Consider the following 22,114-nt stretch of genomic DNA (forward strand, 5'->3'; position numbering starts at 1 on the left):
GCAGAGCCTGTGGAAAAACTTCCACAGGCTCTGCCCCAAAGCAAAGAAGCCGACTCTTTTACTGAGTCGGCTTCTTTCAACAACAATGAATATGAGGGTTTTCAACATTAAAATAATTAAGGGTACTCGATAACCCCAAGATTATGAAGTGAAGCAATATTTGTAATCCCAAACTCAAAATTGGGGTCCCACTTCAAATCTTGATGATTCAATAGTTCAGTTACAAATGCTTTTGAAGCATTGAAATAACTATCCGTTCTATTTAAACCTTCACTTTGATTTTTGTAAAAATTGTATGTGAAGTAATATAAAGTTGGTTTCATATCTTCCAAGGGAGCAATATTATTTAATCCACCTGGTAAAACCTTATTACTTCCTGCAAATACGCTAATAGCTTTACCATTTGCCATCATTTCATGGACTAAACTCTTGTTGCTGAGATTTTTAGCGTCTTCTGCTTGCATCATAATCATAGTGTAATAGTTCTTTGATAGCACTTTGTTTACAGTATCAGGTGTCATAATCTTTTCTGATGAATCTGAACCAATAGAAGGCGCTTCGTCCCCTCTTTCTACTACCTTGAATTTTGTCTTAGTGAAATTACCTGCTCCGTTAAAGAAAAAGTCAACAATTCCAGTTCCATTTTCTTTAGCAACGTTATCCTTTGTGTAGTCTCCAGATACATTTGTTTTGACTTTAATGTCGCCTTGTTGGTTGCCATACAAACGATAATTCTTTAAAATGTTAAATTCTTTATCCAGACGTTGAAGGACATAGCTGTAATCATCTTTTTGGTAAAGAAGTCTACGTTCATCATTTGGATCTCGGAAATCTTCTCCATCCTCAGGCGTTCCAGGGATATTCCCATAAGTTGGACTTGAGAAGTTTACAACTGGAATAGATTTTTGAGCGTTACGTTTTGTAGTGTATTCATCAAATCGTTTGAAGTAACCTTCAATTTCACCCTTAGAAAGGGGAAGCCTAACTACTTTCCACTGAGGTTCAAAATCAATTTTAACTGTCTTTTCATCAAATACCGCATAAGGGCTTATTTCTTTTTTTAGCTGAGCAGAATCATTGTTGAAATTTGAATAGAAATAATCTGTAAGGAACGGCTCTCCATTTAAAACTAAATCAAATCTGCTCATACTCCGATCTGGAAAAATGGTGGCTGTTTTACTCAAATAATTGAATGCCGGAACATCTTCAGAAGCTCCAAAGATTTGAATGCCCAGTAGCTTACCAGATTGTTTGACAGAATCGGACTGGAGCCTTTTGTAGATTTCAACTGCATCCTTTGCCTCTGTCACATCCAGTAATATGTTGTTTGTGCTGCGAAACTTTCCAATGTAGCTTTTAATCGCCGTCAAGTCAGCAGCAGAAACACTTTTACTATTATATAGGAAGTAATAGTAATCGCTTGCCGTAACTTCCCCTTCCAAAATAATCACCGTGCTAGTCGAAGCATCCCATTGCACATCAGCTCCAAGACTTTCTGCAATAAAACGTACAGGAACCAAAGTACTGCCTTTGACGATTGTAGCCGGAGCATCCAAATTAACCATTTTGCCGTTTATGTATGCTTGCTTTTGATTTATCGTTAACTTAACCGTCGTTGCCCCTTTAGAGCCTGTAACAGTCTGTGTCTTCCCATCCCATTTAATGTCTGCGCCAAGAGCTTCAAAGATACCTCTCATAGGAACGAATATCCTACCATCAATAAATTGCGGGTTTACATCGAAATATAGCTGTTTGCCGTTGATTGTAACTTTGATTTCATTGCTGGCTGCAAATGCTCCTAGCGGTATAGCAGTTACCGCTAATATTAGGACCAATACTAGCATTATCATTTTATTTATTCTTTTCCACATTTTTTGTTGTCTCCTTCATTTAAACATCACATCGTAAGATACCTATTTAATAGTGTTTCACTGCAAATAGCATATCTGAAATCGATATAGATACAAGTTTTCCATTTTCCCTTTGAAATGAAATTTGATAAACCGTTAAATCCTGATTTTCTGCATATGCATTTTCATTTAATTTTTTGAAGCTGTTATTTATTTTTTCAAACAAGTATGTATCCCAATCTTCACTTGATACAGTCGGTTTAAGTCCATATACCACCAGATGATCATTGGGGCCATTGCTGAGTCCAATGTTCCTCATAGTTACATATCTATTCAATCCATCAGCAGACACGATTATTTCCACGACTCGGTCAAGCCTGTAGACGATCTGTAATCCATCTGGATATACCAGTGATTCGAGCGGATGCGATGCTGGAAATTCCATACCTTTGTCTATAGGTTTTCCAATAATTCTCTCTACCTCGGGCTTTTCCATTCCATAGCCGATTTGCTTTTTCTTTTTAGTATCAAAGATAGATAAGTCCATTGCTGTAAATTGATCTGGTGTGTAGTCATAATTAGGTGTTGTAGAAACACTACTTATCCAATTGTATTTGTCATTTAAAAAATAACCTACGACACCAGCAAGCAAGATAAGGCCAACCAATGACATTATGAACCATTTACCTCGCATTTTCTTCTTTGTCTGTTCCATATCAGTTCTTCTCCACTCTAATTGAATTAGTCTGTAACAATTTCTAAGGTAACTCCACCGCTACCACATTGTGGGCAGCTATTGTTGCCACAACGAGAACAATATACCTTAAAACAATTCGTACATTTGTACAAAGAATCCAGATGTTGCTTTTGATCTCCACAATTAGGACAACTTTTCATTTCATTCATGCTCCTCTTCGATTGGTATATGTTACTACTTCCAGTCAGATCATATCACAAAAAAATAGATGTTTACATCATTTTGTAGAGTATACTCCGTGGAAATGTAGTTATAAACACAAGGATAATGAGTTCAAAAAGAGGTATCCCTTTGAACTCAGAAGCTATTTTTGGACAGATATTAAAAAGTATTCGCAAGAAGCAGAAGGTGAGCCAAGAAGAATTGGCATTCCGTAGTAATCTTGATAGAACATACATATCCATGCTGGAAAGAGGAATCCACCAGCCTACATTAAACTCATTACTTGCTATTGCTACGGCGCTGGGTATGAAGGCTGCTGAGTTAGTAGGATTGGTTGAAGATGAACTCAACAATTTAAAACCTAATAACTAAGTTCAAAAAAACGATCATGCATACTTAGCATGGTCGCTTTTATTTTTTGACAATAACTATTCTTATTCTACAAAATGCAGCGTTACGCTAGCGCCACACTAAAAGATAGTCCTATAGTCATGAATCTGTATGTATTTTCCTTTAAACCTGTTATAAGATGTAATAGCGATTAATCTTATGATTTGATGCTGAGAGGAAACTAAACAGCATATGCCTTACATTGATCGAAATGGTATGAACATTTATTATGAATATCTTCACTCTAATTCTCTTAACCAACAAATAGACACTATCCTGATTATCCATGGAGCGGGTATGAATTTACGTTCATGGGATTTGATTGTTCCTTATTTGCAGCAACACTATCATATTCTTCGTTATGATTTGCGTGGACATGGGTTAAGCGATAAAGGACCAGATAAATTGACTTGGAGACTTCTATTCGAGGACACACTTTTTCTTGTAGAACATCTCAATATTTCTTCTTTTTTCGCTGTTGGTCATGGAGCAGGAAGCATATGTGCCGTACTCCTTGGAATTTTTAAACCGGAAATGGTTTTAGGTTGCAGCCTGCACTCTATTCCATTATTTTCCCCAAAAAGCACAGCAGCTAAATTCACAGAGCATCGAAGATCGTTAGTCCAAAATAACTCAATAGAGCTACTAGCCGATCATGTCATTCCAAACATCACTCTTTATACATCAGACAGTCCTGAGATTTCACAATTATATGAAGGATTCTATAAGGTTTCACTTGAAACCTATTTTGAGCTTTGGGAAGCTTTTGTAGACATTCATGATGAAATTTTTGTTGATCTTAAACGAAATACCAAGCCTGTAGTTATCATTTCAGGTGATCTTGACCCCATTTATCCGACCTATTTATCCGGTTTACAAACCGCTTATATTCCGAATTCGCAATGTATGACGATTCTCAATTCATCGAATATGACGTTTTATGACCAACCTGAAGAAACTTACAAGCAGATTCATCACTTTTTTCAGAATGGCAATGCATCTCCCAAAAGTGAGGATGCATTTTTCAAGCACTACATAGTGAACTATTTGAAAGGCTGGAAGAACAAAACCAAGTTGCATCTGAGACCATATTAAGAGTCGATTTATTGAATCATTTTCAAGTATATGCCAATGGAGAGCTGATTGTTGAAGGCTGGAATCAACGCTACGCCAAGCAAATTCTCATCTATTTGGTCATGAATCCCTCTGTTACAAGAGAACAACTATGTGATGATCTATGGGGTGATGTTGCAGCAGGAAAAGCACGGCATAATTTACGGATGTACTTAACTCATCTGCGTAAGCTCATTAAGAATGATGAATATAACTTTCTAAGGTTGGATAAGGATCATATTTACTTAAGCGGAAATATTGAATGTGACTTAACCGCATTTATCAAGCTGCTAGATGAAACTTGGATTAAACAGGATTCCATACATAAACAGCAACTTTGTACGCAACTGTTTGAGCAGCTTCATAAGAACTCATTAAGAACTTTGTCCGATGATTGGATATTGAGTTTGTGTAATAAATGGGAAGAAAAACTTTTTACGCTTAGTCAGTTCATGTCTGAGGTCTGCTTGGAGTCAGAGGAATTAACTAAAGCGATTGAATATATGGAATGGACGGTTCACTTTCAACCAGATAATGAAGAGATGTTGAAGCGAATTGGGGATTTGTATTTGAGCTATAGTAAATTAGAACGTTGTAATGAATTAAGTAATTGAGGTAACAAAGTATCATTAGAAGGATTGTAAAACTCCCACTCATATAGCTGTGGGAGTTAATTTATGTAAAAGATCTAATTCACTTTCCTCAAATCGAGACGTTAGTTCGCAGCGTGAATATTGTGTTATCGGAAGTGGTAATATCCTTTAAATTCAGTTAAACATTTTCCTTGATAAAAGGAATAATGCTATCTTAAAACAGTATATTACAAAAACTCGTTAATAATGAGTGGCATGAAAATTTCATCACGGTTCTCCTCTAAGCTTGTTCCTAGCTCGCACCTTATATTCACATAATATCTCATATCAACAAATCTAACTTGAGTTATTGAATCTGTTACTGGTTCAATAAGTTTAAAGAGGGCTTCATCTGGAATTTTACCCTTCATATTCAAAAACGTATTATGATTAAAATCAAAAGAAACACAGTATTCATCTTCTTGTTTGATGGTCGTTGCAAATGTATACAAATCATTATTTAATTTTGTTAGAGATATAACAGGAACTTGTAAAAAATGAAGTCCTTTAAAAGATTCAAATCCTAATCTTTTTAAATGCAAGCCAAAGTCTTTATTTAATTTATTATACTTATCACAATTACTTAACAGTTGATCAGGAGATAAAAGTCGCTTTAAATCTGCCCAATAAAACGGTAAATGTTCCATTTTAAAATGTAGTAGAGGTTTATATTCACTTACATGATATAAAACAAATTCTTTCCCGTTGCATAAAGCATAATACAAAGCTTTAACTTCGCTATGCATAGCATATGAATATGCTTGCTCTAAATATTTAGGATCTAATATGTTTTTTTTCGGTCCCTTTGCTTCCAGTATCCAACTTGGTCGACTGTCAATCTCCATTATATAGTCGGGAATAATATTAATTTTTTTTTGTTTGCTTCCAATCGAAACAAATGGATGAGTTAAACTGCGACTTCTAATTATCTTATTACCTCCATACGAATTATAGCCAAGTGACTTAATAATAGGAAAAATAATTTCTTCACGAACTGAATCTTCACCAAATTCAGCATCATTGAGTACTTCATAGTTAAAGTATTTAAGTGGGTTGAAGACTTCTTCCTTATCCATAATTTTTCCACCTTTAATTCATTTTATTTGAAGCATCAGTTTTAATATGCACTATAATTTCCGATAACGTTCCCGTATTCACGACCCGGCGCATGCCCGATGCGTGAATATTATGTTATGCGATGTCATTTGCTCTTCTTGAATAACACTCATTATTTATCCTGATGATCGTCAACCGGTCTTCTTTCTTTATCAAAGTTCAAAGAGAATTGTTCATGTACATCATCTGGTAATACACTGTACTCTGTAATGCGATCTAAACTTACTAGCTCACTGACAGATATGTATCTAAAAGAAACCATTGTTATTCCCTTCCCACAGTTATATTCTAATTGAAAATTCACCTCAACTATATCTTCAGGCAATGAGAATCTTTCAATTTCGTACCAATACAAGGGACTCCCTAACCACCATGTAGCTTTGCTTGAATCAATAACAATCCAATTATCAGGATCAGTACCATTAATAAATTTTGAATTCCAATAATCTTTACTCTCATCTACACCAGTTATAATTGGCTTCACTAAAAAGTTGGTGAATGGAACCGGGAAACCTACTGAGATAGAATACAAATTTTTCTTTTCTCTAGTTATCTTTAAGTGAGACGATATGCCTGCAAGAGTAGGTGTAGGTATATCACATGAAGTATTACCAGCATTGAATATTTCTTCAACTGAAAATAAACCTGCAACTTTTTGTACATTTTTTAATGTGCTTAAATATCTAATGAAATATAAGATCAATCCTATGACCAAAATAGTTGAAATAAATATAAGTGTATACTCCATAATATGTAATCTTGATGCTAGAATAAACACAAACGTTATCCAAATAATGGATACAGTGAATAATGAGTATCTAATCCAATCAATTGTTTTAGTTGTACTATTATCAATAGGCGTAATAATGTTGTTGTACAAATTAACTTTTTGAAATATAAGTTTACTTATATTCTCATCTTTAAAATTAGAGTAAGAATACGGCAATGAAGCTAGTTCCCAATAGGTTTCTCTTGCTTTTTGTGCTTTATGTTGGCTATTAATAGACACGAAAATCGCAGCAAAGCCAACTAATGTTAATATACCTGAAGTTATTCCAAACAAATAAGCAATTACATCACTTTGATGCGCCAAAGTAAAAAAATCTTGTATTTCTTTCATGTTTTCCTCCTTGTATAGCAAATGATTTCGCATAACGTTGTTATATTTCATGACGTCCGATGAAGTCGGTTGTGTCTGCTGAAATACTTCTTGGAATTTCATCCAGCAGACCAAGGCTCAAAAGGAGCCGAAGCTTGAATATTATGTTATAGGAAGTGATCATCTCCCTGAAACTACTAATTGTTATTTACTCTCTTCAACAGAAAACGATATTTTTCTACAAATTCATTAATAGTATTTATAAGTGGCTTCAAATCGTCATTAACTGTCACTACTAAGTAGTGTCCAGGATTCCTTTCACCATTTTTATGAACTATTAGATTCCTGATTTTTTGGAAGCGTTTAATTTTTTTGTACCAATTGTTCACATTTACATTGTTATACTTAAAAGCATCTTTTACACTTTTAAGTAAATTATTGAAGGTTTCCTCTTTGTTTAAAATTTTTTTTAGGTAATCTTCAAAAACTACAATAATATAAGTAAACAACGAGTAAATGTGTATCCTTGTCTCAGCATAAGCATTTTCGCTAGATAACTTAAATAATTCAGTAGCTTTATTCAACTCCTTTCGTAGATCTTTAATAAATAAAGTGGGGGAGTTCATTTCTATAGTAATCTCAATTTCTTTCTGATCTAAATAACCCTCATTACTTTGCTCCTCCGGTTTAATTTGGTTTAATGCTCCTGAAAACAAATTCTCAAATGGCAGAGCATTATTAATGCTTTCAAAAGTAGTATCATATGCTCTATCTAAATCTCCCTTAATGCTATCTATGAACCTTCTCATATATCTCTCAATGGATTCTAAATTTCTGTTTAAATTTTCTGTATGAGTTTCAAACGAGTTATTCATATACTCTCCTAAATACTTGTAATTTTCTGATCATTTCCTATAACGTAATATTCACGAAGTTCGTCAATCTACAGAATACAATTAAATAAACGAACTACCGAGACTCAAATTATACCTATAGACTATGCTCTTATTATACAATGAAATGGAAAAATATGACGAACTGTATTCTTTCATTTCCAAGCAAAAAGCCTCCGCCAAACATCAGCAGAAGCTTCACACAATAATTGATTCACGCGAACCTCTCATCAATGACAGGTACGTGTGGGTCAATAAGTAGTTATACCCAAAAAAGAAGACAGTTTTGTTGTCGCTCTTCACGATAACAAAACTGTCTTCAGATCAAGATCGATTCACCAGATTATGTGTGTTTTGCAGCCAAGCATGACTTTTCTTGAGCTACTCTGTGGTTACGGCTCCTTCTCCTAGGATATTTTCCCATTGAAGAATAAACTATCCACAATCAACAGAGTTATAAACTTCTAAAAAGGCATTTATAATATGTGCAACAAAAATATCATCTAAATCTTGACTCTTAAAATCTTCAATTTCATCAATAATATCAAATATATGATTAAAGTAAGAATTATGCTCCAACTCAGCCTTATTAGCGAATATTGTATACAATGAAATTTTCTCATCAGTAGTGTCTACTTCTTCAATACTCATCGCCATTTTACGAACACTTATTCTTGTAACCGAATTAAACCTTGCACCTCCTGTTTGACGAAAAAACTCAAATACCTCTGGACCTGCCCCTATCTCTTCACAATCTTCCGGTAGGTTTTTCCCGAAATACTCATCCAACAAGTGTTGATTTCTCATTACGTAAATGTACTCAATAGTTTGTTCACACATATTTCGAATTAACGCGTCTACATATCTTTTGGGATAATCCAGCTTCTTAAATTTTATCACATATTTTATATCTTCAACTAGACATTCAGATACTAGTATAGACAATGTTTCTATGGACACCATTACAGGGTTACTAGCATTGAACATCACGTTCGAAGTACGAATATTTTCAGCAAAAATTTCATACAATTCAGTTAGATATTTGTAGTAACTCATCGGAATTCTCCTTAATAATTTTAAAAACACTATTGAAAAAACGAAATATAATTTACAACTCAAAAGATGGCTCAAAGCCATAATCAGTGCTTAACGAAGTAAACAAAGGTTAAACACAGAAAAATATCTGCTAATCCTATAGTGTTGTAAGTCCTACCAAACAACCCACAAAGAATAGAGCAGATGCAAAACCGTTAAACGTCATCGTAAAAGGAATATCAGCATTCTGAGATTAAGAAATTTGCCAATGTTTGAGAAAAAAACCTTTCTGCATGTGCCTTCTATTCGATTGTTTTGCAAAACGTGTGAAGTCGGATTTAGATGGGCCTACTAATTTGTTAAGCCCAGGCAACACTACAGCTGGCTTTTCGTTTTCATACCGTTGAACTAGCACTGGGGCTGATAAATATGTAGATATACTTACTTACCATGACCTAGAAAATCATCTAGCAAATAACTTCCAGTATTATACTGATGGAATATAGATTCTATTCTTCTTAAAAGATTCATCAAATAAATTCATTGTTTTTCTTCATATCGATATCTTAGAGTAGCATTTAACAAAGATGCATTGATCCACTGTACTTCAACTTAATAATCCCATTCAATTTCATTTAATTGTTCCAAAAATTTTTCTCCTAATTCTAGCTCAACCATTTTAATAAAAAATGCTATGCCGTATAAATGTTCTTTATAATTGGATTTTTGTATATTTATCTTTCTCAAATGACTATTAACGCCATATTTCTTACAATAAAATATTTGTTGTCGAAGATATTTTTTCGTTTCTTTTGGAACTGATATCTTTTCATTCACTATTAGGCCAGTGACCTCTTGACGATTATTCGGATATTGTATGCGGGTTTTACTTTCATTTATCTGAAATCCTTCTTCAACGATGATGTCACTAAAAAGATTCAAGTAACCAACAATATATCGTGGGCCTGAGATAGTTAAGTCATCAGCGTACCTACTATAGTCAGCTCCAATTTTATTGCAAAGTTTAATAAAACGAATATCTAGCTTATAGCACACAATGTTAGAGATAAAAGGACTTGTTGGAGCACCTTGTGGTAATACATCACGGAAAGTGCATAACTTTGACAAGATGAATGCTATTTCATTAGTATAACCATAATATTTAAGAAGGCGAAATACAGAATCATATGTAATAGTTGGAAAAAAATCTTTTAAATCCATATTTATTACACATTCTTTTCTCACATGTTTTTTTGCATTATCAACGATAGATTTACCTTTTACAAAGCCAGTTGTAGCTTCTGACACCCTTATATTATATAGAACATTATCGAGTATCCATCTTTGAACGTATTTTAATACCTCAGTTGGAACTGAAATGTTTCTAAATTGACCTAATTTCTTTTTGGGTATTTGAACTTCCTTATAAAAGCCATCAGCCATCATAAACAATTGAAAAAAATATCTCTCTTCTAAACCAAGTAACCGAGAAAGATGTTCTTTATCGAAAATAACAGGTAAAGAGTTTTCAAGTAGTCTATAGCTATAATCATTACACAATTTGATATAATCATCATCATAATTCTCTTGAATTAGCGCTGCTTTTAAACGACTGATATACTCATATTCCTTCATATCATTACCTCATATTTTGGGGATAATAACTCGTTACTTTATTATCTTTAATTGAAAATATCATCGTGATTTCCGATGATGCCTTTTTGTCTTTTTAAAAAGGCATCCATAAATAGCGCACTTTGCTATTTATGGATATCTATTTAGTAACTTTGCTAAATGAACCACGACTCGCAGTTCCGTTTCTAACGAGTTATATCCTCCAATTTTATATTAATAGCCCTTAAACTTTTCGTCAAAGTTTTTAGGAATATAAATATCATTTATCTCTAATTGTTTAGATATTTTTCCATTAACTAACTCTTTTCCATCGTATAAATCAAATATATTGATATCCAAAAATCTTTTTTCAGAAAGTATTTCTATACCTTTCCGCCCTACTTCAATAATCTTTCTTTCATTGACAATCAAGTACTCCTGTTCAATGAGATAATCAATTTTGTCAATAACATAAGTGTAAGTAAGTCCTAGCAACTCAACTAAATCAGCATAAATGTAATCTTCCTTTACTGAGTTCATGTAAAATATGATCAATATATCTCTATAGTCCATTTAACTCACTCTTCTTTACAAGGATCTTGCAATATAATTTGATTTTTTTTGAAGATCTTGTTTTTCAGACAACTTTTTCCTTTTTGAAAAGGGATTATCGTGTCTTGATCTTGGAAATAGCGGTTGCCACCCTATCGATTCATTTTCTTGCCAGAAAGAACTAAGCGTGTTGTTTGGTATATTGTGATAGAAAGACATCAATGCCTCAGACTCTTCATAACCTAAAACATTCCGAGGATTATTATTATTTATTTTCATTTCTAATTCATAAACAATTTTTCTTGAGGTCTCAAGTTCTTCGGCCACAAATAGGTGATTTTCTGAGAAGGCTTTTTTATGTAATTTTGAGTAAACTAAAGACAAATTAATGCCTGTCTCATTCTTGTAATTCTCTATTGTATCAACACCATGGGAGCATGCCTCAAGTACAATCAGAAAAAACTTTTTAGAGAGAAGATCAAACTTGTCTCCATATAGACGTAAGATACTCTTTAGGAATTTCACCATAGAGTTTCCAGTTCCAACCATGTCATCAATAAAAACTATATTATCTATCTGATCAAAAGGAAAGTCTTTATCTTCTAATATCAATGATAATTCCGTTTTAAAGCAATGTTTAGAAAGATTGTTTGAATGTCGGTAACTTCCATGCATATCGAATGAACTTGTTCTGGTACCATCTCTTTTATATACGGGAAAAAAGAGAGTATTGGAGTACCCATTGGTTTGATATCGATGGAGAACATCTTCATACTGTTCGGATAGGGAAGTATGAAGTTCAACAAAAACCGCATTGACTCTTTTTAAGGTATAGTACTCAAAATTCTTCAATAGATTTAGAAGAATTATCTGTTCTCTTTCCTCCGCTTGATTTATCCAATTGAGAACTTTACCTTCCAAGTCTTTTAAACTGTCATCAATTCCCCACTTTAATTCACAATGTTTAATAACTTCTTTCAGATCAAACTCCATAATTCCCACATCCATTAATAGCAATACTTTCTTCTCAGATTATATCATATACTGTAATAATATATAACTTCTCTTAATAGAGGTTTCTCATATATGCTATCACTCCTACTCACATTACCAACTACAACTTATCTCACATAATTTAAGCAGAATAAATCCCATTCACATATAACGTAGATGGGTTATGACACCGAATACCTTTTACCTTATCTTTCTCACAAGGAGAAACACTCTTAATACTTAGTACATCTATATACGATTCTTAAGCTCTACTGTCACATCTCAATTATTACGAACCATCGCTTTGAACTCAGAAGAAATTTTTGGACAAGTATTAAAATCCATTCGTAAAGAAAAAAAGCTGAATCAGGAAGAACTGGCCTTTCGAAGCAACCTTGATTGGACATACATATCCATGCTAGAACGTGGTATTCATCAGCCTACATTGAATTCATTGCTTGCTATTGCCGCGGCGCTGGATATGAAGGCTGCTAAGTTAGTTCAATTTGTTGAAGAACAACTAAATAAACAAAATCTATACAACATTTTCTGATTCAAACACGGGTTAGTCTACAAATGTAACTCCCTCATTAGTAGACCAATGGGTGTTAGGCTCGCCACCGTAATCACTGCATATGTAAAGGTGCATACATTTATGAGTAATCTTACAATTTATTATTATTAAAAATATTTAAATTCCCAAAATATCCTATTCTCGGTTTTTCTCCCCCCATAGTGCTTTCTAAAATATCAATATACATCTTTTGAATGTTAGAAGGAATTTTCGCCCACTTTTCGGGAGAAATAAAAAAATTTTCAACATTCATAGCAAGTAAATTAGATATTAACATTTGTTGTTCAAATGTTTCAGTATTGACTATTTGTTGCTTTAAAAATTTATATCGATTCTTATCTTTTGTTAAATAACTCATTAAAACAAAAGTCTTATTCTCTTGCGGGATAATTGTAAAGAAAAAAGGAGAGATATAATATTGGGGGTCATTTATTATCCTTCCAAATTTATCTTTATTTACAAAAAACATCGAAGTTGCCGCTATCCCATAATTATGAGGCCAAACTATAATTTCTGTACTAATTCTATCGAATCTCTTGTTATCCAGATTATTATTCATACTATTTTTTAACTGCTCAATAAATGTTAAATGCTTTTTATAGAAATTAACTTTTTGCTCATATTCTTTAGTGTTTTCTCCTTTTTTTTTCTTAATTTCAAGATGCTCCTTCATAAATCCAAATGAACTGTGCCTTTCATAATAGGCTAAAGCAAATGCTCTATAAGCAAATAAATAATTTTGTTCAGTGTCATTTAATTTATAATCGTATTTTTCAATTGGCAAGAATATCTCTTTATCATGATGATTACAGAATCCAGTAAAAATAGAAGCTTTACCTCTTCCAACAGATTCTAAACTAAGTTTTTTCCTCAAACCCAACTTACCGAAATCAATACATAAGACTTCGCCATTGTCTGAAAGTTTATTCAAGTATCTATTATTTTGTATTGAATGTGCTTTTGACGTTATTCCGTTACAGTAATTATCTTTATGTATACAACCCTTAAACATTGTGGAATTTCTTATCCTATTAGCTTCATTGTTAAGCGAAATATTCATTATTTATCAACCACTTTTTTAAAAGAATTCATCCTTACTTTCACATAACGTAATATTTAAAAAGCACATTAAATAACAGAACACAAATAAACACTATGAATTAATTTTATTGTGATATTCAAAATATTTTGACCCTAATCATACCATAAAATGGGGCCCAATTATGAAAACAAACGCTATGATTTCAACAAAAAAACTCCCACCAACATCGGTGAAAGCTTACTAATAATTGATTCACTTGACAGGTACGTGTGGGTCAATAAATAACTATATTCAATAGAAACGGAGATATGTTTGTTGTCACCCTTGGCGATTTCATAAACCTCGTCCGACCAAGGAACCAGTTCACTGGGTTGTGTGCGTGTTGCAGCAGGTACGTCGACTTTTCCTTGGCTAATCTATTGGGTACTTTTGGAGTTGTCATGGGACATCGCCGCTTTTCAGTGGATTTGGGTAAAGTATTGCTTAGGGTTAGTTTACCCAAATTAGTGAGGGAAGGCGTACATAGAGCTACAAAAAAGTAATTTAGCAAGTCTTAATTATAATTTTACTATTTATGAGCCAAAATGAATTTATTATGATAGTTATATAAATTCGGCATAGAATTCAGATAAATCCTCTTCAAACTCTGATACCGTTTGATAACGACTCTTCCTTATATCCATAGCCTTTGTTATTACTTTTTGGCATTTTACTCTGACGTACTTTCTCTTTTTAGGAGGCTTATTACTTAGCAAGTTATATAGTAATGCCCCAAGTGAATAAATATCTGATAAATTTGAAGAATCAGCCAGGCTATTTAATTGTTCAGGATCAGTATAATCTTCATGTCCATAATCACGCTTTGATTTACCAGTGAAAAGTGAAAGAGATTCGGGATCTTTTGCTAATCCGAAATCAGCGATCCTCACATTTAAATTGTTCTCTGTCTGATAAAGCAAAATATTTTTCGGAGCTAAATCTCGATGGAATTTCCCTTTTCCATGTAGATATTTTACTCCTGACATTATTTGTTTGAATATTTCAATCCTTTCTTCCTCTGATGCATCACGGTTGTTTTTCAACCAATCATGCAATGAACATGTAGCTAATGGCATAGTGAACCAGAAAGGTGAACTCTCCATATGAATTGTATCTACATTAACGATATTGTTGTGCTTCAATTCTTTAGTTAGCAATCGAACTTCTCTTTTAAACCGTTGTATGTATTCGTCTCCATCGTTACCATACACCTGTATAAAATAGCTTCTTGGAAAAAGCACTTTACAAGCTAGAAATTCATTTACTTGGGGATCAAATACTTTAAAAACTCGTGAAAATGCTCCTCCACCTATTATTTCCAAAACAATCAACTCAAATTTAAATTTTATACTATCTATCCTTAGTAAGTAATTTTTTATGGTGCTAAGTGTTTGTTTAATTTCCTTTATGGTTATTAGCTTTAAATTTAAAAATTCTCCTCCTTCAAGTTCTTTTTTCAGAGAGTTATATAATACTAAAAATTCTTGAAGCAATGTAGAATCATCAAATAAACTTCCTATTTGTTCCATGAGAGAGTCTTTACATCTTTCTATCTCTTCTAAGCTACTTAATACTAAACTCTCTTTTTTTTCAAAATCTATAAACTTTGATAATTGAATAAATTCTTGGTTTAATTCTTCTATCGATGAAATAGCTATTAAAGAATAATTCAAACTATAGTTGATGTCTGGAAGAAGAATCAAATCCAACTCTTCCAATGTAATAGATGATAAAAGTGCGATTTCATTTTTATATTTAGCTAATACTTTAGGCTGATGCCAAATTTGAATTGATATATAGCGTAATGGAACTGTTTCTCCTTTCTCTTTAAAACTAAAATAATATGAAACACCCAGAATAATTGATTTGAATTTTTCTAATGATGTATGATCAGCAATAAGTGTGCCTAAATCATCTGTAATAGCTCCATTATCAAGAAAACCAATAATGGTTGATCTTATAGGAGCAGATGAATTAGATAATAACTGGTTCACTAAACTCCTTATCAAATCAAGCTCAAATGTAATATCAGGCTTGTTCTTTGAAAGGAAATCAATTGCTCTGGGGTCAAGATGAACATAAGATGGCAACCACTCGTTACCTTTTCTCGGACGTTGGTTTCTAAAAGTAACTTGTATGATTCCATCCACTAAAAGAATTTCTAAAGCATCGCTTATTTCAGGCCACGTGAATTTTTTCAAAATATTATTACTAAAAGATTTATATTGTTTCTGGCCTTTAGAAAGAATATTCACTATATTTTCCATCAATTTTTTTTTACCATGCGGCTTGTTGAGAGTCTCCTCTATTCCATAAAAAAAACGACCAAATGCCATCATTTTCACAGGAAAAGGATATTCCTTAAAAGTTTTTTCTATTTGTATGCCCGGATGACTTTCATCAATTTTGAAAAAAAGATTCAATTCACTTTTGTCCATCCTTAATTCTCCCTTCTTGATTCGAAAATAGGATTATCAGCAAATTTCTGTCCAGACCTCAGTTTTGAAGTAACAAATGCATGGTTAATCCAGTCAATTGACTTTAAGCTCTCAGATACTTGATGTGTAATAAAATATTGAATATTTGATTTTTGTAGTATAGTGCCGATTTCATTTGCTCGGGCATCATCTACGCGTGAAGTAGGCTCATCCAGAAACATAAGACTATTTTGGGTTCCTTCTTTTTGATTACTAACTGCGGCAAGAAGTAACATAATACTAATTGCTGCTCGTTGACCTGAAGAAAACTCAGGGTCATCATAATCTACTAACTCTTTCCCATCAAACCCTATCTTCATTTGGATTTTCCAGTTCAAATAACTTGGCCCTTCTTGTTGGAACTTCCCTTCGCCTTTTGCACCTAATAATTCAGCCATTACTTAAACTCATCTATATACTGAGACATTGTTTCTTGAACGTGATTTTTCAAAGCTATCTCTGCTAATGCTAATTGTGTCTCCCACTTTTCGCGATCTTCTTTAGCTAAATCATAAGTTTTAATTAAAGAATCCACTCTCCTTTTTTGTGGTTCAACCATCGCAATAATTCCCGGATCGATTTTATTATTTTTTTCAAAATGTTCTATATCTTCAGTAATAATCTTTACCGTTTTCTCTAATTCTTCAAAATTCCATTCAGTCCCATCATCTCTTAAAAAAATATTTTCTTGAATTATCTCGACATCAATGAAAGATATTGCATGATCATCTAAACCTAAATCTTGCAAATCAATAATCGACTTAATTAAAATATTTTTACAAACTCCAATACTTCCTCTATATCCATTGATTGATCCACTTGCATCAATAATCTCTTTTTTAAGAGCTACATTTTCCGACTCTTTTTGAACGAGTTCTTTTTCTAATTCAGTAATCAAATTTAATATTTTGTCTCTAAGTTCATTTGCATCTTGAAAATTTTTACTGGCTGCTTCTAATTCTATTTTAATTTTAGCAAGATTTTCTTCTATAACTTCATATTCATTTTTCAATTGAGGCAACTTACGTAAAAGCACTTGATCTTCTATCCGCTTGGAATATTCTTTTTTCTGTTGCTCTAGTCTTATTTTTTCATTATGTATAGAAGTTAACTGAGTAGATAAACTCTCGATTTCTTCTTCAATCAACTTTCTATATTTTTCCCTAGCAAAATGTCCACAAACCATTTCTCTAGCTTTTAAAAACAACCCACCATCTTGGTCTTGAAGCAACCCTTTTTGAGTCAGGCTTTTATATCCGTCTTGTGAGAGTTGATGTCCTTCTTCCACACTTTCAACTAAGTAAATATCATTTAAATAATCTAAATATCCGCCAATCTCATCCTCATTTGTTATTTCAATTGCATTTCTTAGAGCAATAAAATTCCCGTGCGGTTTTCGGTTTTTTATTGACTGCTTGCTAGACCGGTGTTTAGAGACACGAGCCCCATATTCACTTTTCTCTTGAATTTTTTTAGCTTGAAGATGGAATTCCTCTGAAGTCACTATTCTGTATCTTTCACGCCCTAAATATGCCTCAATTGCAGAAATCCATTTTTTAAACTCAGGTTTTATTGAAATATTATCTGCTAAAATTAAATAGGGTACTTTTTTATCTTCTAATGCATGTTTAAATTGTGTGACCCATGTAGGAAATGCACTATCACCTTTTTTTAGTGGTTCAAGCTCGTTTACTAATTCCTTTATATTTTTCTCAAGCGTCCTACAATTGAAATTCACACTCTGCAAACTAACTTCAACCACATCAAGCTTGGATTTTAATAACCCCATATCCTCCCATGCTATACATTCTGTGTGCTTAATTTCAGTAGAAAGTTTTTTGAGAGAATGCTCTAAACTTCCATTCTCGCTTTCTTTAATCCTAACATTTTCATATGCGAAATTTATTATATCTTTTATTTTCAGTTCCTCTTGTTTCTCTTGTAATAGTTTGTTTTGCAGAGATACTATTCTTTCATTTAAATCAACTTTACTAGTCTCTAAATTTTTTAGTTTCAACTCTTCTTCAATCATTAGTTTTTGTTGTCGCTCAAGCTCATTTTTATTATTCCAATACTTTTTTTTCGAAAATAACAATTTCATTTTTTCAAAATTAAGTTTACGAGTTTCATTTTCTTCAAATTTATTCTTTTGACTTTCATATTCATCAAGCGTTTTTTTTGCATTAGATAAGTCCTCAAAACTTTGAAGTTCTAAGTTTTTTACTTCTTTTAATTTTTCTGAAGTAAGATCATGATCTGCCTGTATACTCTTTTGTCCTTTAATATCAAATATAAGTTGAAATAAACGATTAGAATCCATCCCAACAACATTTTGTACATCTTCAGGCTTCATTAACATTAATTTTCTAAACGAATATGTTAATCCTATAGTATCTAATTTTTGTAAATATTCTCCATACTTAACTTTATTCAATAGATACGCTTTAGGATTTTGTCCTAAGTTAGTAATATCATAAAAGGAACCATCGAACATATAATACTCACGTTTACAGTCCCCTGAAGAACGATCTAGTCTAACACAAACAGTAACTACAGGTTCAGTAAATCCTAAAGCTAGAAATGGTCTTCCTTGAACCTCACTATTCCAAAATGAAACTTGAACAACAGACCAATTTGAATTTTTATTTATATAATGGTCCATTGCACGATTATATTCAAATTTGGCATCTCCTAGCGCAATTCGAAGCGCATCCATCAAAGTAGTTTTTCCGCTTCCAGAAGCACCAACAAAAGCATTTACTTTATTATGAAATTGATAAGGAGTAGCAACTGTTCCAATGCGCCCCCAATAAGCTGTATTAAATTCTTTTATCGTTATCAAGGCAGTGCCCCCAATAATTTATTTTATAGTTTTATCTTTATTTTCATTAAATCCGAATAATGTTTCTAAACTAGCCTTGGCTAAATCCGATAATAAATCATCATGTAACATAAACATTGATGGCCCAGCCAAGTAAACATTTTCAGCCCGCTTTTTAATCAAATACCCTTGATTAACTAGTACACTAAGAATATTTTCCATTCTTTGTTTAGAAGTTGGTATTTTGAGCGAACGAGCAAATTTATACCCAAACTTTTCATATATTTCTTCAAATGAGATATCAAGCGTTTGACTTAGATTCACCTGCCCTACTCTTTTTGGGAGAAGCAATTTAGCATACAATATAAGAATTAAAGCTAAATGAGAGCCCTTTAATGATTGGTTTCGTTTCCTGAATTGTGTAAAACTATCATATTCCTGTTTAACTCTTATTACATACCATGGACATTCTGGTCGATCGATAAGATCAAAACCTATCCAAGCAAGTTTATCCTGAACTGTTCTATACAATAAAGAATCGTTTGCCAAACTCGGTAGTTCTTGCTTATCCACCCAACCGTAATATAAACGCGTACAGATTGCTTTAGCTTCATCTTCTATATCAATAATAGTCATTCAAATTTCTCCTCTCTGAACTTAAAGTTTATTTTTAAGTCTAATATCCCCTTCCGTTATATTTCTTATAAATCCTTCATTAATTTCAAGTATGTAATCTTTCAAATTTATATCAAATAAGTCCTCACTGGTGCCACTTAAATCATTTTTCAAAGTAGTTAATAAACCAGTGCGAAATACAGTTTCACCGTAGTTATTTTTTATTACGACATCATGTAATGGAATTACGGAATCCGACATTAATTTAGACATTATTTCTTTATGAAACAAATTACTAGCACCTTCAAAGTTTGTTTCTTCATAACGTCTTTCTACAATCTCAGTTATAGGAGGTGGTGGAGATAGTTCCTGTTTCTCAGATTTGTTCTCTAAGTAGTTCACAGCTTTTCTGTTTAATTCTTCACGGCTTAAGAAACTTGGTTTACGCGGGGAAGAATAGTTCTTTTGAATTAATCCTGCTAACAAATCTAAAGGAGCTTCATGAAGAAATTCTTCTACCTGTTCTGGAGTTAAATATTGTCCAAAAGAACGAGCATTAGCCTGTATATCTTGCTGGATGAATTCGTGTAACTCTTGGCTTAATCTCATTATCTCTGCCAAAAGTCCTCTTACTTCTGTGGTTTGAGTATAATGATACGAGTTCTTATTTATTTTTTTTAATCTATCCTCTATCTTCCCTATAGTTTCATGAAAGTCTTTTCCTTTGATAAGTAAATTTCTCCCTTCCACTGGTGAGCGTTGCTCCAGACAATTAATAAATTCAGTTTTAATTCTTCTCAATGTACCAAAAGCTATTTGTAAGCTTTCTGCGGATGTTTCTTCGTCAACTCCTACAATCTCATCCAAGTCGTTTACTGCTAAAGAAAGAGCAATTTCACGATTAAAGCTGTCTACTTCTCCAACAAATACCGTAAATAAAAACATTAACATATAACGTGTTCTTTCAGGAAATTGATATCTTACTCCATTGCTAATGATCCAACCATATTTAACAATTGTTTTTATGACTTGGTTGCGAGTATCAGTATTCAGATAACCTAATACTTGATCCATTTCTTCTTTAGAGAATATTCCATCTGTTTCTCTAGCTAAAGTCCGCACTGCTGCTAAGCACAATGTTATTTTTTCTTTATCACGAGTTATAAATAGTCGAAATAATTCATGATATTTTTCTATTTCTTTTGCTTTAATAATATCTGTATGAGGTAGATTGTAGTCCTTCTCTGAATTTGAAGTAATTAATTCGTTCATACTAATTCTCCCTACTTAATGGTCTATATGAGTTATATTTGAGAATAATCTTTAAAAGTAATAATTCGACAAGATTTTCCACTCCCCTGCGAAAAGAACTAAATTTCTCCATATAAAAACCCTCTGATTTTTTCAGAGGGTTAATTGCTTTCTTATATTTGCTTCAATAGATTTCTACCTATAACAAACCGTCAACTCCACCCGATTCCCTTCCCGATCATACACAATCCGCTCCACCAGCTTCTTCAAAGCTCGATTCTTCTCTTCACTCGTCACTGAAGTGCTCCACAACTCCCTAAACTCACCTATCCGCTCATATATCTGCTCCACAGTCGGATAATTACCTTCATCTACTACTACCTTCCGCAAATCCTTCAACTCTTCCTCCAGCTTCTGTATCTGCCTTGACCGGATAGCTTTACGCTCCAAAAAAACTTGCTTCGTTATCATGTCCTCTTCATACGATTCATGCAGCTTGTCCAACGCTCGTTTCTGCTTCTTCAATTCCTGCGCTTTGACCTCGATGATCACTTGAGTATCATTATACCGACTGCCATGCATTTCAATTTCCCGCAAAATGTTTGGATCAACATGGATAATCCGATCATACAGAGCATTGAAAAAATCAGCATCCATTACCTTGCCACGCTGTTCACATTTGCTGCCATCTTTGTACTGGTGATAGCACAATGCACTCCAATGTTGCCCCTGCTTCTTGTTCTCTCCCACCCGGAACCTCATCCGCGAACCGCATTTCTCACAATAAAGCAAGCCTGACAAAGGAAAAATATTACGTCTTGAATTGGGATTCAACATACGATTTTTAAGCAGCCGCTCCATAATCGCTTCATGTTCTTCCGGCGTTTTCATCTTTTCATGTGTTCCCATGACTTTAATCCGCTCTTCTACGGGTACAAGTTCCACCTGACCACGCTTGGAACGGGTTTTGCCATAAGTGATATAACCCAAATGGATCTCGCTTGCCAGCAATCTTTGAACCGTAATATTTGACCATCCCTTGTTCTTTCCATCGGGCTTAATGTTGTATGGCATAGGTATCTTGTTATC

Annotated in this window: 21 protein-coding genes; 4 read left to right on the forward strand and 17 right to left on the reverse strand. The window is 33.2% G+C overall.

Annotated features, from left to right (window positions below; all coding sequences use genetic code 11):
* Window positions 1-116: 116 nt before the first annotated feature.
* Complete coding sequence (locus tag MHH89_RS10375; RefSeq protein WP_341087025.1) at window positions 117-1,871, reverse strand: copper amine oxidase N-terminal domain-containing protein; 1,755 nt, start codon at window positions 1,869-1,871, stop codon at window positions 117-119.
* Window positions 1,872-1,917: 46 nt separating this feature from the next.
* Complete coding sequence (locus tag MHH89_RS10380) at window positions 1,918-2,565, reverse strand: hypothetical protein (RefSeq protein WP_341087026.1); 648 nt, start codon at window positions 2,563-2,565, stop codon at window positions 1,918-1,920.
* 333 nt (window positions 2,566-2,898) lie between these two features.
* On the opposite strand from MHH89_RS10380, the gene MHH89_RS10385 reads away from it, so the two are divergent.
* The 3 genes from MHH89_RS10385 (at window position 2,899) to MHH89_RS10395 (ending at window position 4,886) form a co-directional block, all read left to right on the forward strand.
* Window positions 2,899-3,141 (forward strand): helix-turn-helix domain-containing protein, encoded by a 243-nt coding sequence (locus MHH89_RS10385; protein WP_341087027.1) that lies wholly within the window; start codon window positions 2,899-2,901, stop codon window positions 3,139-3,141.
* Window positions 3,142-3,351: 210 nt separating this feature from the next.
* Window positions 3,352-4,254 (forward strand): alpha/beta fold hydrolase, encoded by a 903-nt coding sequence (locus tag MHH89_RS10390; protein WP_341087029.1) that lies wholly within the window; start codon window positions 3,352-3,354, stop codon window positions 4,252-4,254.
* Between the two features lie 11 nt (window positions 4,255-4,265).
* A complete protein-coding gene (locus MHH89_RS10395; RefSeq protein ID WP_341087031.1) occupies window positions 4,266-4,886 on the forward strand; it encodes an AfsR/SARP family transcriptional regulator in 621 nt (206 codons plus the stop codon).
* A 206-nt stretch (window positions 4,887-5,092) separates the two neighbouring features.
* Here MHH89_RS10395 and MHH89_RS10400 read toward each other — a convergent pair whose 3' ends face one another.
* From MHH89_RS10400 to MHH89_RS10430, 7 genes are all read right to left on the reverse strand, one after another.
* A complete protein-coding gene (locus MHH89_RS10400; protein ID WP_341087032.1) occupies window positions 5,093-5,980 on the reverse strand; it encodes a hypothetical protein in 888 nt (295 codons plus the stop codon).
* A 152-nt stretch (window positions 5,981-6,132) separates the two neighbouring features.
* Window positions 6,133-7,140 carry a hypothetical protein gene (locus MHH89_RS10405; RefSeq protein ID WP_341087034.1) on the reverse strand — a complete coding sequence of 336 codons (1,008 nt, stop codon included), beginning with the start codon at window positions 7,138-7,140 and terminating at the stop codon, window positions 6,133-6,135.
* A 176-nt stretch (window positions 7,141-7,316) separates the two neighbouring features.
* Window positions 7,317-7,994 carry a hypothetical protein gene (locus MHH89_RS10410; RefSeq protein ID WP_341087037.1) on the reverse strand — a complete coding sequence of 226 codons (678 nt, stop codon included), beginning with the start codon at window positions 7,992-7,994 and terminating at the stop codon, window positions 7,317-7,319.
* A gap of 453 nt (window positions 7,995-8,447) precedes the next feature.
* Window positions 8,448-9,068, reverse strand: coding sequence for a hypothetical protein (locus MHH89_RS10415; protein ID WP_341087040.1), 621 nt, complete (start codon window positions 9,066-9,068; stop codon window positions 8,448-8,450).
* Window positions 9,069-9,659: 591 nt separating this feature from the next.
* A complete protein-coding gene (locus tag MHH89_RS10420; protein WP_341087042.1) occupies window positions 9,660-10,682 on the reverse strand; it encodes a retron St85 family RNA-directed DNA polymerase in 1,023 nt (340 codons plus the stop codon).
* Between the two features lie 213 nt (window positions 10,683-10,895).
* A complete protein-coding gene (locus MHH89_RS10425; protein WP_340010549.1) occupies window positions 10,896-11,234 on the reverse strand; it encodes a hypothetical protein in 339 nt (112 codons plus the stop codon).
* A gap of 15 nt (window positions 11,235-11,249) precedes the next feature.
* Window positions 11,250-12,206, reverse strand: a complete 957-nt coding sequence (locus MHH89_RS10430) for a phosphoribosyltransferase-like protein (protein WP_143766405.1) — start codon at window positions 12,204-12,206, stop codon at window positions 11,250-11,252.
* Window positions 12,207-12,510: 304 nt separating this feature from the next.
* Here MHH89_RS10430 and MHH89_RS10435 point away from each other — a divergent pair, with 304 nt between their 5' ends.
* Window positions 12,511-12,759 (forward strand): helix-turn-helix domain-containing protein, encoded by a 249-nt coding sequence (locus MHH89_RS10435; protein ID WP_076301647.1) that lies wholly within the window; start codon window positions 12,511-12,513, stop codon window positions 12,757-12,759.
* A gap of 112 nt (window positions 12,760-12,871) precedes the next feature.
* Here the strand turns inward: MHH89_RS10435 and MHH89_RS10440 are convergent, their stop codons facing one another.
* The 8 genes from MHH89_RS10440 to MHH89_RS10470 all read right to left on the reverse strand — a co-directional run bounded on the left by MHH89_RS10440 (window position 12,872) and on the right by MHH89_RS10470 (window position 22,099).
* Window positions 12,872-13,840 carry a hypothetical protein gene (locus MHH89_RS10440; protein ID WP_076301648.1) on the reverse strand — a complete coding sequence of 323 codons (969 nt, stop codon included), beginning with the start codon at window positions 13,838-13,840 and terminating at the stop codon, window positions 12,872-12,874.
* Window positions 13,841-14,096: 256 nt separating this feature from the next.
* Entirely contained in the window at window positions 14,097-14,264 is a 168-nt protein-coding gene (locus MHH89_RS31310; RefSeq protein WP_445254878.1) for a DUF255 domain-containing protein, read from the reverse strand.
* A gap of 160 nt (window positions 14,265-14,424) precedes the next feature.
* Window positions 14,425-16,299: a serine/threonine-protein kinase gene (locus MHH89_RS10445; protein WP_341087046.1), complete on the reverse strand. Its 1,875-nt coding sequence runs from the start codon at window positions 16,297-16,299 to the stop codon at window positions 14,425-14,427.
* A 2-nt stretch (window positions 16,300-16,301) separates the two neighbouring features.
* Window positions 16,302-16,736 (reverse strand): ATP-binding cassette domain-containing protein, encoded by a 435-nt coding sequence (locus tag MHH89_RS10450; protein WP_341087049.1) that lies wholly within the window; start codon window positions 16,734-16,736, stop codon window positions 16,302-16,304.
* Window positions 16,736-19,180 (reverse strand): ATP-binding protein, encoded by a 2,445-nt coding sequence (locus tag MHH89_RS10455; RefSeq protein ID WP_341087052.1) that lies wholly within the window; start codon window positions 19,178-19,180, stop codon window positions 16,736-16,738. Before MHH89_RS10455 ends, MHH89_RS10450 begins: the two co-directional genes overlap by 1 nt.
* Before the next feature lie 18 nt (window positions 19,181-19,198).
* The gene (locus MHH89_RS10460) at window positions 19,199-19,795 is read right to left on the reverse strand and encodes a hypothetical protein (protein WP_280753075.1); all 597 of its coding nucleotides are present in this window, start codon (window positions 19,793-19,795) and stop codon (window positions 19,199-19,201) included.
* Window positions 19,796-19,816: 21 nt separating this feature from the next.
* Window positions 19,817-21,046, reverse strand: coding sequence for a hypothetical protein (locus tag MHH89_RS10465; RefSeq protein WP_076301652.1), 1,230 nt, complete (start codon window positions 21,044-21,046; stop codon window positions 19,817-19,819).
* A 174-nt stretch (window positions 21,047-21,220) separates the two neighbouring features.
* A complete protein-coding gene (locus MHH89_RS10470; RefSeq protein WP_340010553.1) occupies window positions 21,221-22,099 on the reverse strand; it encodes a recombinase family protein in 879 nt (292 codons plus the stop codon).
* Window positions 22,100-22,114: the final 15 nt, after the last annotated feature.

Source organism: Paenibacillus sp. FSL H7-0323, assembly GCF_038002725.1.
Lineage (GTDB): Bacteria > Bacillota > Bacilli > Paenibacillales > Paenibacillaceae > Paenibacillus_AQ > Paenibacillus_AQ odorifer.

What these genes read in the sequence shown, in the direction of transcription:
- MHH89_RS10375 (WP_341087025.1), bottom strand. Translation starts at nt 1,871, where the DNA reads ATGTGGAAAAGAATAAATAAAATGATAATGCTAGTATTGGTCCTAATA.
- MHH89_RS10380 (WP_341087026.1), bottom strand. Translation starts at nt 2,565, where the DNA reads ATGGAACAGACAAAGAAGAAAATGCGAGGTAAATGGTTCATAATGTCA.
- MHH89_RS10390 (WP_341087029.1), top strand. Translation starts at nt 3,352, where the DNA reads ATGCCTTACATTGATCGAAATGGTATGAACATTTATTATGAATATCTT.
- MHH89_RS10400 (WP_341087032.1), bottom strand. Translation starts at nt 5,980, where the DNA reads ATGGATAAGGAAGAAGTCTTCAACCCACTTAAATACTTTAACTATGAA.
- MHH89_RS10405 (WP_341087034.1), bottom strand. Translation starts at nt 7,140, where the DNA reads ATGAAAGAAATACAAGATTTTTTTACTTTGGCGCATCAAAGTGATGTA.
- MHH89_RS10410 (WP_341087037.1), bottom strand. Translation starts at nt 7,994, where the DNA reads ATGAATAACTCGTTTGAAACTCATACAGAAAATTTAAACAGAAATTTA.
- MHH89_RS10415 (WP_341087040.1), bottom strand. Translation starts at nt 9,068, where the DNA reads ATGAGTTACTACAAATATCTAACTGAATTGTATGAAATTTTTGCTGAA.
- MHH89_RS10420 (WP_341087042.1), bottom strand. Translation starts at nt 10,682, where the DNA reads ATGAAGGAATATGAGTATATCAGTCGTTTAAAAGCAGCGCTAATTCAA.
- MHH89_RS10425 (WP_340010549.1), bottom strand. Translation starts at nt 11,234, where the DNA reads ATGGACTATAGAGATATATTGATCATATTTTACATGAACTCAGTAAAG.
- MHH89_RS10430 (WP_143766405.1), bottom strand. Translation starts at nt 12,206, where the DNA reads ATGGAGTTTGATCTGAAAGAAGTTATTAAACATTGTGAATTAAAGTGG.
- MHH89_RS10440 (WP_076301648.1), bottom strand. Translation starts at nt 13,840, where the DNA reads ATGAATATTTCGCTTAACAATGAAGCTAATAGGATAAGAAATTCCACA.
- MHH89_RS31310 (WP_445254878.1), bottom strand. Translation starts at nt 14,264, where the DNA reads ATGACAACTCCAAAAGTACCCAATAGATTAGCCAAGGAAAAGTCGACG.
- MHH89_RS10445 (WP_341087046.1), bottom strand. Translation starts at nt 16,299, where the DNA reads ATGGACAAAAGTGAATTGAATCTTTTTTTCAAAATTGATGAAAGTCAT.
- MHH89_RS10450 (WP_341087049.1), bottom strand. Translation starts at nt 16,736, where the DNA reads ATGGCTGAATTATTAGGTGCAAAAGGCGAAGGGAAGTTCCAACAAGAA.
- MHH89_RS10460 (WP_280753075.1), bottom strand. Translation starts at nt 19,795, where the DNA reads ATGACTATTATTGATATAGAAGATGAAGCTAAAGCAATCTGTACGCGT.
- MHH89_RS10465 (WP_076301652.1), bottom strand. Translation starts at nt 21,046, where the DNA reads ATGAACGAATTAATTACTTCAAATTCAGAGAAGGACTACAATCTACCT.
- MHH89_RS10470 (WP_340010553.1), bottom strand. Translation starts at nt 22,099, where the DNA reads ATGCCATACAACATTAAGCCCGATGGAAAGAACAAGGGATGGTCAAAT.